16 protein-coding genes and 1 pseudogene are annotated in these 16,967 nt (G+C 51.0%); 4 read left to right on the top strand and 13 right to left on the bottom strand.

Going from position 1 to position 16,967, the window contains the following annotated elements; genetic code table 11:
* Positions 1-21: 21 nt before the first annotated feature.
* Together ACJAZW_RS01095 and ACJAZW_RS01090 are read left to right on the top strand one after the other, a co-directional pair.
* A complete protein-coding gene (locus ACJAZW_RS01095) occupies positions 22-252 on the top strand; it encodes a DUF1192 family protein (RefSeq protein ID WP_415155006.1) in 231 nt (76 codons plus the stop codon).
* Positions 253-698: 446 nt separating this feature from the next.
* The gene (locus tag ACJAZW_RS01090) at positions 699-1,187 is read left to right on the top strand and encodes a DUF1465 family protein (protein WP_415155108.1); all 489 of its coding nucleotides are present in this window, start codon (positions 699-701) and stop codon (positions 1,185-1,187) included.
* Positions 1,188-1,271: 84 nt separating this feature from the next.
* Here ACJAZW_RS01090 and rpmE read toward each other — a convergent pair whose 3' ends face one another.
* The gene (gene rpmE / locus ACJAZW_RS01085; RefSeq protein ID WP_415155005.1) at positions 1,272-1,493 is read right to left on the bottom strand and encodes a 50S ribosomal protein L31; all 222 of its coding nucleotides are present in this window, start codon (positions 1,491-1,493) and stop codon (positions 1,272-1,274) included.
* 239 nt (positions 1,494-1,732) lie between these two features.
* On the opposite strand from rpmE, the gene ACJAZW_RS01080 reads away from it, so the two are divergent.
* A complete protein-coding gene (locus ACJAZW_RS01080) occupies positions 1,733-3,574 on the top strand; it encodes an ABC transporter transmembrane domain-containing protein (RefSeq protein WP_415155004.1) in 1,842 nt (613 codons plus the stop codon).
* Between the two features lie 1,063 nt (positions 3,575-4,637).
* Here ACJAZW_RS01080 and ACJAZW_RS01075 read toward each other — a convergent pair.
* The 10 genes and pseudogenes from ACJAZW_RS01075 to fba all read right to left on the bottom strand — a co-directional run bounded on the left by ACJAZW_RS01075 (position 4,638) and on the right by fba (position 12,610).
* The gene (locus tag ACJAZW_RS01075; RefSeq protein ID WP_415155003.1) at positions 4,638-4,865 is read right to left on the bottom strand and encodes a hypothetical protein; all 228 of its coding nucleotides are present in this window, start codon (positions 4,863-4,865) and stop codon (positions 4,638-4,640) included.
* A gap of 38 nt (positions 4,866-4,903) precedes the next feature.
* Positions 4,904-5,008, bottom strand: a pseudogene (locus ACJAZW_RS01070) (peptidoglycan-binding protein); the annotation flags it as partial.
* Between the two features lie 220 nt (positions 5,009-5,228).
* Positions 5,229-6,245, bottom strand: coding sequence for a peptidoglycan -binding protein (locus ACJAZW_RS01065; protein ID WP_415155002.1), 1,017 nt, complete (start codon positions 6,243-6,245; stop codon positions 5,229-5,231).
* A gap of 3 nt (positions 6,246-6,248) precedes the next feature.
* Positions 6,249-7,277, bottom strand: a complete 1,029-nt coding sequence (locus ACJAZW_RS01060; protein WP_415155001.1) for a flagellar motor protein MotA — start codon at positions 7,275-7,277, stop codon at positions 6,249-6,251.
* A 112-nt stretch (positions 7,278-7,389) separates the two neighbouring features.
* Entirely contained in the window at positions 7,390-8,166 is a 777-nt protein-coding gene (locus ACJAZW_RS01055; protein ID WP_415155000.1) for a class I SAM-dependent methyltransferase, read from the bottom strand.
* Between the two features lie 103 nt (positions 8,167-8,269).
* Complete coding sequence (locus ACJAZW_RS01050; protein ID WP_415154999.1) at positions 8,270-9,061, bottom strand: inositol monophosphatase family protein; 792 nt, start codon at positions 9,059-9,061, stop codon at positions 8,270-8,272.
* Between the two features lie 27 nt (positions 9,062-9,088).
* Positions 9,089-9,652, bottom strand: a complete 564-nt coding sequence (gene efp, locus ACJAZW_RS01045; RefSeq protein WP_415154998.1) for an elongation factor P — start codon at positions 9,650-9,652, stop codon at positions 9,089-9,091.
* Between the two features lie 149 nt (positions 9,653-9,801).
* Entirely contained in the window at positions 9,802-10,803 is a 1,002-nt protein-coding gene (locus ACJAZW_RS01040; protein WP_415154997.1) for a tetratricopeptide repeat protein, read from the bottom strand.
* A 3-nt stretch (positions 10,804-10,806) separates the two neighbouring features.
* A complete protein-coding gene (locus tag ACJAZW_RS01035; protein ID WP_415154996.1) occupies positions 10,807-11,394 on the bottom strand; it encodes a thiamine phosphate synthase in 588 nt (195 codons plus the stop codon).
* 148 nt (positions 11,395-11,542) lie between these two features.
* Entirely contained in the window at positions 11,543-12,610 is a 1,068-nt protein-coding gene (gene fba, locus ACJAZW_RS01030) for a class II fructose-bisphosphate aldolase (RefSeq protein WP_415154995.1), read from the bottom strand.
* Between the two features lie 309 nt (positions 12,611-12,919).
* On the opposite strand from fba, the gene ACJAZW_RS01025 reads away from it, so the two are divergent.
* Positions 12,920-13,897 (top strand): NAD(P)-dependent alcohol dehydrogenase, encoded by a 978-nt coding sequence (locus tag ACJAZW_RS01025; RefSeq protein ID WP_415154994.1) that lies wholly within the window; start codon positions 12,920-12,922, stop codon positions 13,895-13,897.
* A gap of 1,218 nt (positions 13,898-15,115) precedes the next feature.
* Here the strand turns inward: ACJAZW_RS01025 and ACJAZW_RS01020 are convergent.
* Together ACJAZW_RS01020 and ACJAZW_RS01015 are read right to left on the bottom strand one after the other, a co-directional pair.
* Positions 15,116-15,844, bottom strand: a complete 729-nt coding sequence (locus ACJAZW_RS01020; protein WP_415154993.1) for a DUF4386 domain-containing protein — start codon at positions 15,842-15,844, stop codon at positions 15,116-15,118.
* A 111-nt stretch (positions 15,845-15,955) separates the two neighbouring features.
* Positions 15,956-16,963 (bottom strand): NAD(P)-dependent alcohol dehydrogenase, encoded by a 1,008-nt coding sequence (locus tag ACJAZW_RS01015; RefSeq protein WP_415154992.1) that lies wholly within the window; start codon positions 16,961-16,963, stop codon positions 15,956-15,958.
* Between the last annotated feature and the right edge of the window lie 4 nt (positions 16,964-16,967).

The following is a 16,967-nucleotide window of genomic DNA, read 5'->3' as shown; positions in this document are numbered from 1 at the left end:
TAAAAGGCGAGGGGCTAAATTATGAAAGATGAACCTACCTTGAAACCAACATCGCACCAGGTCGGCATGTCGCTTGAAGGCATGTCTGCGGCGGAACTAGATGAGCGCTTGGTCATGCTGTTCGATGAAATGCGTCGGGTCAAGCAAGCGCTAGAAGTGCAGCGGCCGGCAGGCATAGAAAAAGGGGCGAAGCAAAACAACGTTTTCAAAACAGCTTTCCCTATGTTGTCAAAACCCGAAGCAGGAAAGTAATTGCACCTGACTGTGTAAAATCTTTGTTTTTCAAAGTAAAATAAAGAAAATAGACCGCTAATTTATAGAGTTAAAAAAGTGAGGGTTAAGAAAATGCTGCTGGTTAAGGTTGCATTAAAGTTTTGGGGTTAACCTATCCTTATCCAACATTCTTGTTGGGTCTGACAGAGCGGTTCTTCTTCTCTGTTCGACGCCTCCCTGTTAACTTTCGAGAGCCGATTTTTTCGGCTCTTTTTTTGTGAACTTGTCGGTTACTGAAAAGTTAATGTCACTGGGGCGGATTTTAACAAATCCTTTCATCATGTTGGCAAATTTTGTTTGTTAAGTGTTTGCATGTAGAATCGCGTTAATGGCGATGTGAACGAAGTGCAGGTATACTGCGTGAAACAATTTCTAAGGCAGGTAGGCAATTGACACAATCTGATCAGCCGCGCGACGCGCAATCAATTGGTCCCCGAATTGTGGCCACAGGTGGGTTTGACACGCTTTATCGTGAGGGCATGAGGCTTGTCGAAGATGCGGCAGCGTATCTTGATGGGGATGGCCGTGCGGCGAGTAAACAATTGGAGCGGGATGCCTCGTTGCTCTATGCGGCGCAATCGATGCAGTTGACCACAAGGCTGATGCAGTTGGCGAGTTGGTTGTTGCTGCAACGTGCCGTTAAGGAAGGCGAATTGACCGAGGAACAAGCGCAGTCCGAAGAACGCCGGGTCGACTTGAACACCAAAATGGCGGACAAAGACGTGCCTATGTGGGACGCACTGCCCGTGCAAATGCGCGCGATAATTGAAAAAGCAGATTCGTTGAACAAACGCATTCACGCGCTGGACGCGATGGAGCGCGGCGGCGCCCAAGGTGCTCAAGATTCGATCAATCCCGTAAATGGTCATTTGGCACGTTTGCGCAACGCGTTTGACGGTAATGCCGACAGTTAAAGACAAAATGTGCGATAATTGAATAAAGAAAAACCCGGCACAATGGCCGGGTTTTTTGATTCTTTAAAAGCGATGTCGGGTTGCTTAACCCAAAATGCCTTTATATTTGTCTTTAAAGCGTGATACGCGGCCGCCACGGTCCATCAATTGGCCTGTGCCACCAGTCCAAGCTGGGTGCGTTTTGGGATCAATATCAAGCTGCATTGAAGCGCCTTCAGAACCCCAAGTTGAACGGGTGTGAAACTCTGTGCCGTCTGTCATGACCACTTTGATCATGTGATAGTCTGGATGAATGTCTTTTTTCATCTGGTTGCGCCTTACAATTCAAAAACTGAGGATTTGCATTAGCTAAGGCGTAAACCTACACCTTGTTGCCCACCTCATGGAAAACAGTTGGGCGGTATTTACCCGATCTTTTGCCAAACTGCAAGGGTGCAAAACTGTGCTATGAAATGAATCTTGCTGTTTGGACCAACCCGCTATTGAGTTCGCGGCAGTGAGTACCTATTTTAGCGCGACAAATTGCGCTCGTAAGGAAATCAAATATGTCTGACCTGTCCAGCCAAGAAGCCAAGGGCGCAAATTTGCGTGACGAAAAGAAATCGCGGCTTGATAAGATTATTCTGACGGCGGACCGTGATAGCCAAACAAATTCTTCAGAACCGTTGCGCGCATTGTTGCCTTTTTTGCTGAAATATCCTTATCGGTTGGGTTTTACCGCGCTGTTCTTGCTTGTGGCTGCGTTCGCAGCGCTCGCGATTCCCTATTTTGCGGGGGGGATAATCGATGAAGGTTTTGTCACCCAAAACCTTGAAGTGGTGAATTCTTATTCAATTGGCATCATTGCCGTTGCCGGTGTGTTGGCTGTTGCATCTGCTGCGCGGTTTTATTTTATCTCCGTGATCGGTATGCGCGTGATCACCGACATTCGGCGCGCGGTGTTTGACCATTTGATGAACATGGATGTGGTGTTTTTTGACACCAACCGCACGGGCGAGCTGATTTCGCGCATCACATCCGATGTGGGTATTGTGCGCGGCGCGTTGGACAGCGCCCTACCGGTGGTATTGCGCTCAGTTGTGATGCTGACTGGCGCGGTGATCATGATGTTTGTCACCTCGATTTATTTGGCCACCGCTGTTGTGTTGATTATCCCGGTGCTGGTTTTCCCTGTCGTGTGGCTTGGGAAATATATTCGTGGGCTTTCGCGTAAGCAGCAGGACAAAATTGCAGACCTTGCCGCTTTGGCGACTGAGACATTTGGCGCGATCAAAACCATCAAGGCGTTCACCCGCGAGGGCCAGCGCAATAAAGAATATGGCGAATATGCCGAAGCAAGTTATCAGTCAGAAGTTTCGCGGCTGTTGGTGCGAGCCGGGATGATTGCCTTTGTGATTTTCCTTACCGCGTCGGGCATTGTGGGCTTGATCTGGTTGGGGACGCAGCTTGTTTCTAGTGGGCAGATCACGGTGGGGGAACTCAGCCAATTCCTGATCTATGCAATGATGGCCACCGGCACGCTCACGGGTATTTCAGAAATTCTAGGCACATTACAAACTGTGGCTGGTGCGACTGAGCGGATCACTGAGATTTTAGGCACAGAACCGAGCATTGACGCGGCTAAAAATCCTGTCGACCTACCGACGCCCAGCCCTGCCACGGTGGCATTTGACAATGTGCATTTCCAATATTTAACCCGTGATGATGAGAGCGTTTTGAACGGGGTTAGCTTTGATGTCAAATCCGGCGAAACCATTGCGCTGGTTGGCCCATCGGGCGCGGGTAAATCGACGGTCTTTTCTCTTTTGCAGCGCTTTTATGATGTGAGCAGCGGTGGCATTCGAGTGGATGGCGTTGATGTGCGCGAAGTAGACTTCACCGCATTGCGCCAACGTTTTGCCTATGTGGAGCAGGATGCGATTATGTTCTCGGGTACGATTGCTGATAATATCCGGTTCGGCAAACCCGAGGCCACCGACGAAGAAGTGCGTGAAGCTGCCAAGGTGGCGTTGGTGGATGAGTTCGTGCAGCGTTTAGAGCATGGCTATGAAGCGATTGTGGGCGAACGCGGGGTGATGTTGTCCGGCGGGCAGAAACAGCGCGTAGCGATTGCCCGTGCGCTTTTAAAGGACGCACCGATCTTGTTGCTTGATGAAGCCACGAGCGCGCTGGATGCGCAAAGCGAAACCAAAGTGCAGCAGGCGCTTGAACGTTTGATGGTCGGGCGCACCACATTGGTTGTTGCGCACCGCCTCGCCACCATCAAAAACGCTGATCGGATTTTGGTTTTGGAAGATGGTAAAATTATTGACCAAGGTACGCATGATCAGCTGGTGACAAAAGGCGGTCGCTACGCTGAATTGGCAAAATTGCAGTTTCAGCAATAGGTGCGCAGGCGACACGTCTCGCCCGATGAGCTAGACATGCAGAGTGCCGTTCGTCCATATTTGCGATGGGGCGATTGCTGGCGAATTGCAGCCAGTGTTCACCATTTAACCGCAAGCGTGCCCCCGGATTGGCTCAAGCTTTGCTTGTTTGTCCGGGGATGCCACCTGCATAAGTTGTGCGCCGAATGCTCCCCGTACATTGCGCGACGAAGCCTCCCGCTGGGCTTCCCCGGAAAACTAAGTGGCGTTCGCGCCACGCAGGCTGAGCCGGGTCACATATCGACAGCGCTCAGCGGTGAGGAGTGCCTAAGCCCCCCACCCTTAATCCCTCCCCACAAGGGGGAGGGAGACTAGACCTTGCCATACCACACGTCCGTTCTCCCCGTCAGAACGGTGATCAAGGTCTGACTGTCAAAGTTCAAAAAGCGCTAGAATTTGTGGTTTGCTCCTTACTGGATCCCCGGGTCAAGTTGGGGGATGACGGTGGAGTATGGCGCATGAATTGGGCATCGTTTGGCGACAGGCAAGACCCATTTCCCTCCCCACCAGGGGGAGGGAGACCAGACCTTGCCATACCACACGTCCGTTCTCCCCGTCAGAATGGTGATCAAGGTCTGACTGTCAAAGTTCAAAAAGCGCTAGAATTTGTGGTTCGCTCCTTACTGGACCCTCGGGGCAAGCCGGGGGGTGACGGTGGAGTATGGCGCAGGAATTGGGCACCGTTTGGCGACGCGCAAGAACCATTTCCCTCCCCCTGGCGGGGAGGGATTAAGGGTGGGGGGCTTTTAAAAGCTGATCCCGGATCAGGTCCGGGACGGTGCTGGATGTTCTTCTCAAAACTTACCCAAACCCCAGTGGCACCCCCGGACAGCTAAGTGGCGTTCGCGCCACGCAGGCTGAGCCGGGGTCAAATGCTTTGGCGGTCTGAACCATGGACGAATTGTTTTCCGCACCATACCGGACTTGATCCGGTTTCCCGCTGCAATGCGGCAACCACTCCGGCGGTTGCATGCCATTGTGGCTGTGCTAATGCGGTAATGTCGTTTCCAGTGATAATTCTTAATTAGGAAACTTTTCTTGCGACCACATGCGGGTTTTCTCCGCAGGATAGAGTGCCTCCATCTTTTCGAATCTCATATAGGCGTGGCTGATCTATGATCTCAGAAGCCGACAAGTAGCGTGCGATCAACATTTGCATAACACTGCTAATTTGTTCGACACTGAGGTCCTCTGCAATGTAAGTCGCTTTGATATCTAGGCCGTCGTATTCTTTGATTTCCCATTTTTTCATATATTTTTCCTCAAATCTGAGAGCTAAAATTGCTGCCATCAATCCGTCAGTTTAAACTCGATCCGGCGGTTGCGGCGATAGGCTTTGTCGGTGTCGGCGGTGTCGATGGGTTGGAATTCACCAAAGCCAGCGTTCACGATACGGAGTTGAATCTATCAATCACAGTTTGAAGTTCACTTGTAGTTACCTTGTGGAACTGCGTGTTACCTGCGTATTTAAACTTCAAGAACAGTTCCTGCTTATCTTTGTTTTTCACAACAAACATATCTAGCGCTGGGGATATTGCACTTTTGGAAACCACTTTCTTGTTCCAAAACACAACTCTATCAATCCAAGACACATCTACAGGTTGGCTCACTACCATCAATCCGTCAGCTTAAACTCGATCCGGCGATTGCGGCGGTAGGCTTCGTCGGTATCCCCGGGATCAATGGGTTGGAACTCACCAAACCCGGCTGCGACGAGGCGGGTGGGGGAAATGCCTTGGTCCACTAAGTATTTGGCAACAGAAATGGCGCGGCTAGCGGACAATTCCCAGTTTGAGGGGAAGCGCGGGGTGTTGATTGGGCGTTTATCGGTGTGCCCATCAATGCGCAGCACCCATGGAATTTCCGGAGGAATTTGCGTTTCCAACTGTTTGATGGCGTCGGCCAGTGCGTTTAAATCGTCGAGCCCGGCATGTGCCACTTCTGCCTCGCCAGCGTTAAACAACACTTCGGACTGGAACACAAACCGGTCACCAACGATGCGAATATCGTCGCGGTCAGCCAAAATCTCTCGTAGTTTGCCGAAGAAGTCAGAGCGATAGCGCGACAGGTCTTGCACCCGTTGGGCCAGCGCCAGGTTGAGGCGGCGGCCAAGGTCTGCAATGCGGGTACGGCTTTCCATGTCGCGGCTCTCGGACGAGCCAAGTGCGGCTTCAAGTGCGGCGATTTGCGAACGAAGCGCCGACATTTGTTGGTTCAAAAGCGCTACTTGCGCCGCGGCTTCTGCGCTGATCTCGCGCTCGTTGGAAAGATCGGATGAAAGTTGTGCAATTGTACCATCTTTTTGTGCCGTTCCAACGCCTAAGCCTGCCAATTGCTGGGTGAGGCTGTCCCGTTGAGCCTCAGCACCCGAAAGTGTTGCAGATAGTGAAGCAATCGAAATTTCCAAATCTTCTGAGTTGGTGCGTTCAAGTTGCAGCAATTCGGTGAGTTCTGCGATTTGACTGTTCAAGCGCGTGAGGGCACTATCTTTGCCCAAAATCTCTTGGCTGAGGAAAAACTGCGCCAGCATGAACACCGACAATAGGAAAATGATGACCAGCAATAAGCTGGCCATGGCATCCACGAACCCGGGCCAATAGTCTTGTCGTGCCTGCCGTCTTGCGCGCGCCATAGATTATTTGCCCTTGCCGCGAGGTGTCTGCTTATCTGTTTTTTCGTCCTGTTCAACACTGTTGAGCAAGGCATCCACCAGCTCGCGCATTTTTAGATTGTTGGCGGCTTGGTCGGTGATGTGGGTGCGCAAATCATCCTGCTGCTGCCGAATGATTTTTGTAAGGCCGTCTAGCCCGTGCGCTAGTTCGGCCATTGCCCGAATGGCGTTTTGCGATGAAGATGAGTTTTGCATGGTGGCCCCCAATTGGGCGACCATTTCCTGCATTCCTGCACCGTCTACACCCATCTGGCTGACCTGCATTTGGGTCATGGGGTGATCAAGCTCGGTCATGGAAGACATCCAGTCTTCAAGATCAGTATAAAAAGCGTTTTGCGCTTGACCCGCTTGCAAATCCAAAAAACCCAAAATCAGCGAGCCTGAAAGACCAAATAGCGAGGACGCAAAGGCCGTGCCCATGCCGGACAACGGCGCTTCAAGCCCGTTTTTCAAGTTCGAGAACAAGTTGCCGCTGTCACCTGCAGTTATGTCGAGAGATTTAATAACGTCACCGACCGAACCAACGGTTTGCAACAGGCCGTAAAACGTCCCCAATAGGCCAAGGAATACCAGCAAGCTTGTTAAATATCTTGAGGTGTCTTTGGCCTCATCCAAGCGGTTGCCCACCGAATCCAAGATTGAACGTAGCGAGGCGGGGGTGATCATTGTTTCCCCCAGATTGTCGCGCAAAATAACAGCCACGGGCAACAGCATTCTGGGTTGGCGGCTGTTCGCGTCCATTTGGCCCGATTGTAAGGAATTGACCCATTGAACTTCGGGGTACAAACGCATTACCTGCAAAAAGCTGAGGATGATCCCAATTGCCAAGGTGCCCAAAATAACGATGTTGATGAAGGGGTTGGCCCAAAAGGCTTCCACCAGCTGCGGCGCGATAATCACGGCAACCATGCCAACGATAATCAGGAAGATGACCATCTTCACCAAATAAACGGTTGGACTTGCAAGATGATATGGATCGTATGACTGCGCCATAAACGAATTGTCCCTCGCTTCGTTTGCTCCCAAGTTATGATTCTAGTCAGTGCAATTGGGCCTGACAATATTTAAATCGAATAGTTGTGGTATTGTTGTGACGGGAGCCGATCTACATAGCGAGTTTTCCGGTAGCGAGTCGCGTGCAACTCTTAAAAGTTAAATTTGAATTTTCGTCAGCATGCGGGCGCAATAGTTCTTCTAACTCGGCATCAAACCGTTCCCGCCTATCGCCCAGTTTGGAGATAGCGAACGTGTCGCGGGAGTGCTGGCATAGGATGAAGTCACTTAGGGATTGCACAATGGGTTCGGATATGAGCTCGTAATTGTTAGTGACATCCACGTACTTTGTGTAACGCGTCCAAAACTGGTTGGTTCGGTTTTGAACAAATGGTTTTCCAGTAAGTTCGGGCACCCATTTGCCTAAAAAAGTTTCCAAATCCTCTTGCCAAGGTGGTTCGTGTGCATCGTCACCTTCAATTACACCAAACAAGTAGTTTGGGTTTAAGTGTTTAGCCAGTTTTGGGAAAAGCCGCGCATGATCCATCCAATGAATGCTTAGCGCAGCAACAACAGTGTCATATTTGCCAGAGAGCGGTGCATCTTCAGCAAGGCCTTCTACCCAATGTAGGTTTTCGGCTTTTCCGTTTTCAAGCTTTTGACCTAATGCCATCATGCGCTTGGAGGGATCGACAGCTGTGACGGTGTCAAAATGGGGCGCAAGATGTCGAGCGATTTTCCCATGTCCACAGCCCAAGTCTAGTAGAGCTTCGTTTGATGGGGATAGCTCGATCAAAAGGTCATATAGGCGTTGGGGGTAGGGCGGGCGATGAAGGTAGAGATCAACGGTTTCTGCGTTCTCAAAGGAAGCGCCAATTCTGGAATTCATGCTGTCTTCCTGGCATTTTTTGGACGAGAATATTTGTTGATATAAACACAAAAAGCTCCCGTACAAGTACAGGAGCTTTCCAAACTTCTCATCTATGCAAAGACTAAACCGTCTTTAGCGCTTTGAGCAATTTACTGTGCACTTTTTCGTTGCCCGCAAGGACTGAGCCGCCTTCAGGCGTTAGGTCTTTGCCGTTGATATCGGTAATTGTCCCGCCCGCTTCGCGGATCATCAACATCCCCGCTGCAATGTCCCATGGCTTTAGGCCGGTTTCCCACATCAAGTCGAAACGCCCGGCAGCAACCCATGCCATGTCGAGTGCTGCGGAACCCGTGCGGCGGATGCCCGCAACAGATGGGTTGAGTTTTGCCACCTGGGCGATGGTTTTTGTGTCTTCTGCGGTGCGGCCGGTGTGTTTGATGCCTGTAACGGCGACGCAGTCGGCAAGGTGTGTGCGACCTGCAACGCGCAAGCGGCGGTTGTTGACATAAGCGCCCGAGCCACGTTCTGCTGTAAACAGTTCTTCGGTGATTGGGTTGTAGATCACGCCAGCAACCATCACGCCATTACGCTCAAGACCGATTGAAACAGCAAATGCTGGGATCGAGTGCAAGAAGTTGGTGGTGCCATCAAGCGGATCAACGATCCATCTATGTTGGCCGTCAGAACCTTCAATTGCGCCACGTTCTTCCATCAAAAAAGAATAGGTTGGGCGCGATCTGTGCAGTTCTTCAAAAATAACTTCTTCTGCGCGTTGGTCGGCAGCAGACACGAAGTCCGCAGGGCCTTTGCGCGAGACTTGTAAGTTTTCAACTTCACCAAAATCGCGTTTTAGCGACCGTGCAGCCTTGCGGGCTGTGCCGGTCATGATGGTCAAAAGGGCAGATTGTGCCATGACATTTTAGCCTTAATTTTGGTGCGGTTATTCTGCGCGCTTCGAATAGGTGACTTCGTTGGTGTCAACGACGATTTTTTCGCCTTCACCAACAAAAGGTGGCACCATAACTTTTACGCCGTTTTCAAGAATAGCTGGTTTGAACGAATTGGCAGCGGTTTGACCTTTAACAACTGGCTCGGTTTCCTTGACTTCCAATGTCACGAATTGGGGCAGTTTTACGCCAAGGGCTTTGCCTTCGTAGCTCTCCACTTCCACCATCATGCCGTCTTGCAGGAATGCTGCGCGATCGCCAACAAAGTCAGCTTGCAGTTCAAGTTGCTCGTAGCTTTGCATATCCATGAACACAAGTTCATCGCCTTGGGCGTATAGGAACTGATATTCCTGTTGCTCAAGCTGGACGCGCTCAACGGTTTCAGCTGAGCGAAAACGTTCGTTTAGCTTGGTGCCAGAAACGATGTCTTTTAATTCAACTTGCGCAAACGCGCCGCCTTTACCTGGCTTCACGCTTTGAACTTTTACTGCAATCCACAAGCTGTTCTTGTGCAAAATCACATTGCCGGGGCGGACTTCGTTACCGTTCAGTTTCATCTTTATTGGTCTTTCGAGATTGGTCGTCTTCTTGGCAGGCACCAGATCATGGCATTACCCGCAAGAGCTGTTGCGCTGCCTTTTGCCTTAATATTGAGTTTTGCGCAAGACTATTGGGTCTTTTGGGCATTGGATTAACACGTAACTGCTTAATTGAGGCGCGATCCGCTTGGCCAGTTGCGGGCCAGTTGTTCAGCTTTTTCCAAATCATTTGGGGCCAGACCCATCAGCATTTCGCCAAGCACACTATCGTCCAAACCTTGCATTCTGGCTAGGGCTCGCCATTTGGCGGCTTCAATGAGGTCTTTATCAACGCCGGTACCTGTGGCCAACATGCGGCCATATCTGGCTTGTCCGACCGGATTGCCGAGTTCTGCTGCCTTTTTGTACCACAGGGCAGATGTTTTAAGGTCAAGTGAAACGCCTTTTCCTTGGGCCAGAAAAGTTGCATATTCGACCATTGCAACCACGTCACCATTGGCCGCAGCAAGGCCGATATAGTGAACGCCTTGGGCCAGGTCAGGGGCCACTCCGGCCCCGGCAATTAACACATTGCCATAATCATATTGCGCGTTGGCGATGTTGGCGTCAGCGGCTTCCTTAAATAATTCTGCTGCGCGACTTAGGTCAGGTGCCGCATAGCGCCCTTCCACATGCAATTGCGCCAAATTGTATTTCGCTGGAAAAATACCGCCGGTTGCGGCCTTCAGGGTGAGATCGGCGGCTTTTTGTCGATTTTTTGGGACGCCCAAGCCTTGCTGATAGAGCATGGCGAGTTGGAATGTGGCGTTGAGATCGCCATTTTTGTCAGCCAACGCATACCAAGACGATGCACGGGCATAATTTTGCGCCACGCCTAAACCTTTCGCATATAGCTCAGCGATTAAAGTTTGTGCGGCGGCATCGTCGTTTTGTGCACGGGGCAGTGCAAGGGACAAAGCAGTTAGATAATACCCCGTTTGGAACGCGCCATATGCTTCGTCAATGTCTTTGCGTGGCCCAAGGACCGTGCGTGAAATATCGGTCGCTTCCCGTGATTGCTGTTCTGCGCTGGTTTCTTGCGCATGCGCGAAGGTGAGCGGCGTCACAACAAATAGTGCGATACAGAAAACCGCATTTGTTGACCATTTTATGCGACGCAGAAATGTCATTTATCAACCTTCATTTGCAATGTTCTTTAAGGCCGCGCTGGGGTCAACATGTGACCAAATGTGATCGCGCAATGCGCGGAATTCAAATTGAACATCCATGTCGGTCGTTTCAGGATCAAAACAAACGACAGGAATTTCCATGGTTTGTGACCACCAGTCAGCCAAAGTTTCAGGCGAAAACTCATCGTCGGATTTCCCCGGTGCAAGGTGACCGAAAAATACATAATCGACGCCCGTTTCGCCTTTGGTCATGGCGTCGTGTTTTGAGTGCAAACCACCTGCACCAACAATCGATGCGGGTTTTAGGTATTTGATCGCTTGCTTAATGTCTTTTGCCGCCCCCGTCATGTGCACACCGTCAGCGCCAAGTTTTCTGACCGCCTCTGGCATGTTGTCGAGCAAGGCGGCAGCACCTGCATCTTGCGCAACGGGGATAAGCGCCTTCGCGATTTCAAGATAATCCGCATCTTCCCGGTCGCCACGTTGGATCAGCACGGCCGCCACTTCATTGCCTTCAAGTGCGGATTGCAACTTTGGGGCAAAGTCGGTGCCAGCGTTGGGTGGGGTGATGAGATAGATTTGCGCTTGCATGATGGTCCTTGAGATTTTGTCTCGTAGCTATTGGCTGGTAATTTGGGCAGAAAATAGATGGAGCGCAAGTTTTTGCATAGCACAAAATAAAACAGCGCGTGGGTGGTGCCCACACGCTGCCAAAAAATTACATTAGTCGGTCAGCAAATTAGCTGATTTTTGGGTCGAGCGCGCCGCTTGCATAGCGGTTGGCCATATCCGCCAATGGGATGATGCGGCCGATTTTGCCAGCCTGTCCAGCGGTGTTGAACTGCTCGAGCCGTTCAACGCATAATTTGGTCATGGCGTCGCGCGCTGGCTTTAGATATTTGCGGGGATCGAACTCACCGGGGTTTTCTTGCAAGATGCGCCGGATTTGGCCGGTCATGGCCATGCGGTTATCGGTATCGATATTGATTTTGCGCACACCGTTTTTGATGCCGCGCTGAATTTCTTCAACTGGCACGCCCCAGGTTTGTGGCATTTTGCCGCCAAACTGGTTGATGATGTCCTGCAAATCTTGTGGCACAGAAGATGAGCCGTGCATTACCAAATGGGTGCCGGGCAAACGACGGTGAATTTCTTCGATCACATGCATGGCCAAAATGTCGCCATCTGGCTTGCGGGTGAATTTATATGCGCCGTGCGAGGTACCCATGGCGATAGCCAATGCGTCTACCTTGGTTTCTTTGACAAACTTTACCGCTTCTTCTGGATCGGTCAAAAGCTGTTCGGTTGAGAGTTTGCACTCTGCCCCATGTCCGTCTTCCAAGTCGCCCATGCCCGTTTCAAGGCTACCCAAAACGCCCAACTCACCCTCAACAGAAATACCGCCCAAATGGGCTGTGTCGGTGACGGTTTTGGTGACGCCTACATTGTAGTCCCAATCGGCAGGCGTTTTGCCGTCTTCTTCAAGCGATCCGTCCATCATCACTGATGTGAAGCCTGATTGAATGGCGGTCATGCAGGTTGCTGGGCCATTACCGTGGTCAAGGTGGATACACACTGGAATATGCGGATAGATTTCGATAATCGCATCCATCATACGCTTAAGCATCACGTCGTGTGCATAAGAACGTGCGCCGCGAGAAGCTTGAATGATCACCGGAGAATCTGTTTTGTCCGCTGCTTCAGCAATCGCCAAAGCTTGTTCCATATTGTTGATGTTGAACGCTGGAACGCCATAGCTGTGTTCCCCAGCATGGTCGAGCAATTGACGAAGGGTGATGCGGGCCATTTAAAATGTCTCCAAAAATACATGAGATTTGAAGGTTTTCTGACCCTTTCACCACAAATTGTCGAGTTAGACTTTGGGGTGATAAAGGTATGTTTTTGGTATTTATTGCTTAGGTTAAGTCATTGAAAACTAACAATATGCGTTGCAGATTCGTCGCTAACTATAGTTGTGGAATGTTGCTTTGCGACAATGGGTGGAAACGATACGAGCCTTTTCAAGGGCTTGAATTTAAGTTTTTGTGCCCAATTTGAATTCTACCGAGCGGTTTTGGACAGATTGCCGCATGTCAAGATTGAAATTGGGGGGCTTATGAGCGATATGATGCAAGCAGTTACCAGCCGTACTTATGGTGGGCCGGAAGTGATGAAATTCGAACAGATCGCCCGACCCGTACCCAACGCTGAGCAGGTGTTAATCAAAATTGCTGCGACGTCGGTTAATCCTTATGATTGGCATTTTTTGCGCGGTAAACCGTTTTTTATTCGGCTGGCGGCCAGTGGACTGATGAAACCGAAAAATGCGGTTTTGGGTGCAGACGTTTCGGGTACGGTTGAGGCCGTGGGTGCCAATGTTACATTGTTCAAAGTGGGTGATGAAGTATTTGGCGATGTTGGCGCGGGTACCTTCGCGCAGTACACGGTAGCGGATCCAAGTAAACTTGCGCTAAAACCTGTAAAAGTTTCGCATATTGACGCGGGTGTTGTTGGCATTGCTGGGCTAACCGCATTGCAAGCGCTGCGCGATTGGGCTGAAGTCAAAGCCGGACAAAAGGTACTGATCAACGGCGCGTCTGGTGGTGTTGGCACTTATGCGGTGCAAATTGCCAAAGCATATGGCGCTGAAGTCACTGGTGTGTGCAGCACACAAAATGTTGCTTTGGTGCGCGGTCTTGGGGCCGATCATGTGATTGATTACAAAAAGGAAGATTTTACGGATAATGGCCAAACATATGACGTGATTATAGACTTGGCAGCAAACCGCTCGATTGCAGATACCAAACGCGCGATGGCACCGATGTCGCGCTGGGTGCTGGTTGGCTTTAACTTAAAGAATATGCTGATGGGCGGGCTGTTTGGCCGCTGGTTGTTTTCGGATAGCGGCAAAGCTTTCGTATTGAAGGTGGCAGAGGTTGTGCCAGATGACTTAACAATATTGGCGGAAATGTTGGCCTCGGGCCAAATCCGCTCGGTTATTGATCGGACTTACCCGTTAAAGGACACACCAATCGCGATTGAATATATCGAGACTATGCGCGCCAAGGGCAAAGTTGCGATTGAGGTGAGCTAGAGTGATGGCCCGCCCATGGGGCGAGCTTTTGTTGTTTGTGTTGCAGATTGACCCCGGATCAAGTCCGGGGAGGCCCTGTGAGGGATGTTGATGCGGGACCTCATTTCTGAGCCGCGCAACAAAACTTGGCCGTCCCGTCCCCCGCGTCGGGACCTCGCTTCAATTAAGCAAGGAATGCCAGTCTCGATGTGTATAGTGCGTGCCCCGCAACCCCATCCTGAGCATGTCGAAGGCTGCATGGAAACCGACCCCGCGCTCGATGCGGGGGCAAAGGTCAGTCCGAGATCGGCGAAAGCACAATTATTTTCACTCAAGTCAAACAAACACAGGTTTGCTCCTTTGTTTCCCTCCCCTTGATGGGGAGGGATTAAGGGTGGGGTGAACGCCAAAAACCATCGATAAACTTGATTATTTTGTCCCCCCCTCTGGCAAAATCTAAGACTTAGCGTTGCTAAGACCTAAGATTTTGCGTCTCCCCCACAAGTGGGGAGAAAGAGACATCCGGACCAGCTCAAAATACCCAACTCCAAAAACCTTATCCCCGCGTTGCTCACCTGCTGCATTATCAATCCCATCTTCTCTCCAGCGGCCATCGACGGATGGTGGAGCAACGAGTCTTCCATTTTTTGATGCCCAACGTTGGGTACTGCTTGGCGGGGGTGCCGGGGTAGCAGGCACAGCCTGCGACGGCGGCATGCAATAACCCTTCCGGGGGTGCCGGGGTAGCAGGCACAGCCTGCGACGGCGGCATGCAATAACCCTTCCGGGGGTGCCGGGGAAGCGAACGTAGTTCGTGACGGCGGCTCGAAAAAGTTCCGGGGGATGTCACCTTAAACGGGGCATTCCCGGCCCCCGAGCCGGGATATTCTCACAAGATGGCAACCGTCTGCCCCCACCCTTAATCCCTCCCCACCAGGGGGAGGGAAACAGAAATTATGGACTTGTGAACAATCACTGATTATGGAAACAATTGGCAGAGGACCGGGACCGGGAGCGAAGCGACCAACTGCGGCGCAGATGAGGATGACCCCGGATCAAGTCCAGGGAAGCCCTGTGAGGGATGTTGATGCGGGACCTCATTTCTGAGCCGTGCAACAAAACTTGGCCGTCCCGGCCCCCGAGCCGGGAACACGTCTGGGGTGGGCAGGTTGTGTCCCACCTCCTCGTTCTGTCTCGCACTTGATACGGGATCAATGCTGAAGCTTGAATTGCAGCCACTTAGGTAGAGCTTTTTTGCCGCCACTTTTCCAAATTTACGCCTTTGAGCAACAACCAAATGGCCAAGCCAAGTTCGCCAACGGCGGAAACGCCTAAAAGGATGTTGGTGGTTAAGCTGAACGCCGAAACATCCATCAACCCGAATATCTGACCGAAGCTATCAAACGCGTAGCTTGGGCTGCCGATGACCAGAGCCAGACCAATAAAGCGCGGCAAATAGCCAGAGCGGAAAACCAGAATGCCCAAAAGCAACATATGGACAGCAAACAGCAATTGCCAAGTGACTGTCCCTGCATTGTGAAACTGGAAGAAAAACAACACCAAACCATCTAGCTGCGTCGGGGTGAATGCAGCCAAGTAGGTTGCACCGCTCGCGGCTTCGGCCATCATTAATAGCGGTATCAAATTGATCGCCATCACAATTGTCATGGCTAATCGGGCGAAAGTGGCCATGAGCGCAGTGGTTTGACTTGTGGGTTTGAGCAAGACGTACAGCAAAGCGGTCAAAACAATTTCGGTAACGACAATTACGATTTGCGCCGTCAATCCTATATTGAACACCCCCATATTGGTGCGCAAATTTAGCGCCGTTTGGGTCGCATCGCCCGCGGCCACAATCTGTTCGGGCATATACATCAGCCCAATGGGCCCCGCCACAATCAAAATCATATAACAGGTGGCTGCCCAAATGGTCAGCGGGCGTGGATTTGTAAGAGAACGGGAACTCATTTTAGTCTCCTGAAAGCTGGGTAATGGCGTTTTTCAGCCTGTTAACTTGATCCCACATTATCATGTGGGTTTGAAAAGCAGTGGCGCAGATCGTGATGAGCGTTTGCAGGTTCATTTGGCGTTCCATTCTTGGGGCAGCACAACAATGCAGCCTTCCCGGGTTTTGTTTTCGTATGCCCATGCGGCATCGATTGCTTTGTTCATGGGAAAGCGGTGAGAGATGATGGGCTTGAGAGTGCCATCGACCAAGCGGTTGCTGATTTCTTTGAGCTTTTCAGGGGACGCCGGGGCGAGCACACATAATTGCTGTTTGCCACCTTTTCCTTTGGTTTGGCGTTGTTTGAACAAATGGGAAAAGCCAAACATGGCAAGTAGGTGTCGGCCCTTTGGTGTCAAGACAGGTTCAACTTTGCGCCAAGGCAAAAAGCCCGCACAGTCGATGATCACGTCGTACTTTTTGCCTTGCTGGGTGAAATCGGTTTTGTGATAATCAATAGTATGATCCGCACCAAGCGCCAAAACCAGCGCACTGTTTTGCGCAGAGCAAGTGCCGGTAACAATTGCGCCTTTGGCTTTTGCGAGTTGGGTGGCAACCCGTCCAATGCCGCCCGAAGCGCCATTGATCAGCACCTGATCACCAGGCTGCACATTCGCCACATTAATGAAATGCATAGCGGTTTGCGCGTTGGAGCCGCCAATGGCTGCGGCGGCTTCAAAGGAAACCTCATCGGGCAGGGTGGCGATCGGCGCTGTTTGAGGCAAACAAACAAACTGCGCATGTGCGCCAAATTGCATGTCGGTAAAACCAAATATTCGTTCGCCAACTTTATATTGGGTCACCTCTTTGCCAACACGTTCAACAACACCGGAAAATTCACCGCCTGGAACCTTAATCTTAGGCTTGAAGAAGCCCATGATTATTTTTGCAGGAATTTTCATCAGCGGCCAAGGGGAGTTGCCGGTACGCGCAACTTGGTCACCATTGCCCATGTGGGCCGCTTCCACTTTGATCAGCACCTCGTTGTCTTTTGGCTCTGGAATTGGCAGATCGCGAATTTGCAATATTTCGGGGCCGCCGAATTTTTCTTGGTAGAGAGCTTTCATAGATTTTTTGGTCATTTGT

Origin of the sequence: Maritalea sp. (assembly GCF_047634455.1) — a bacterium.
Classification (GTDB): Bacteria; Pseudomonadota; Alphaproteobacteria; order Rhizobiales; family Devosiaceae; genus Maritalea.
The sequence above is the reverse complement of the archived record's forward strand: the minus strand, read 5'-3'. Positions and strand labels throughout refer to the sequence as shown.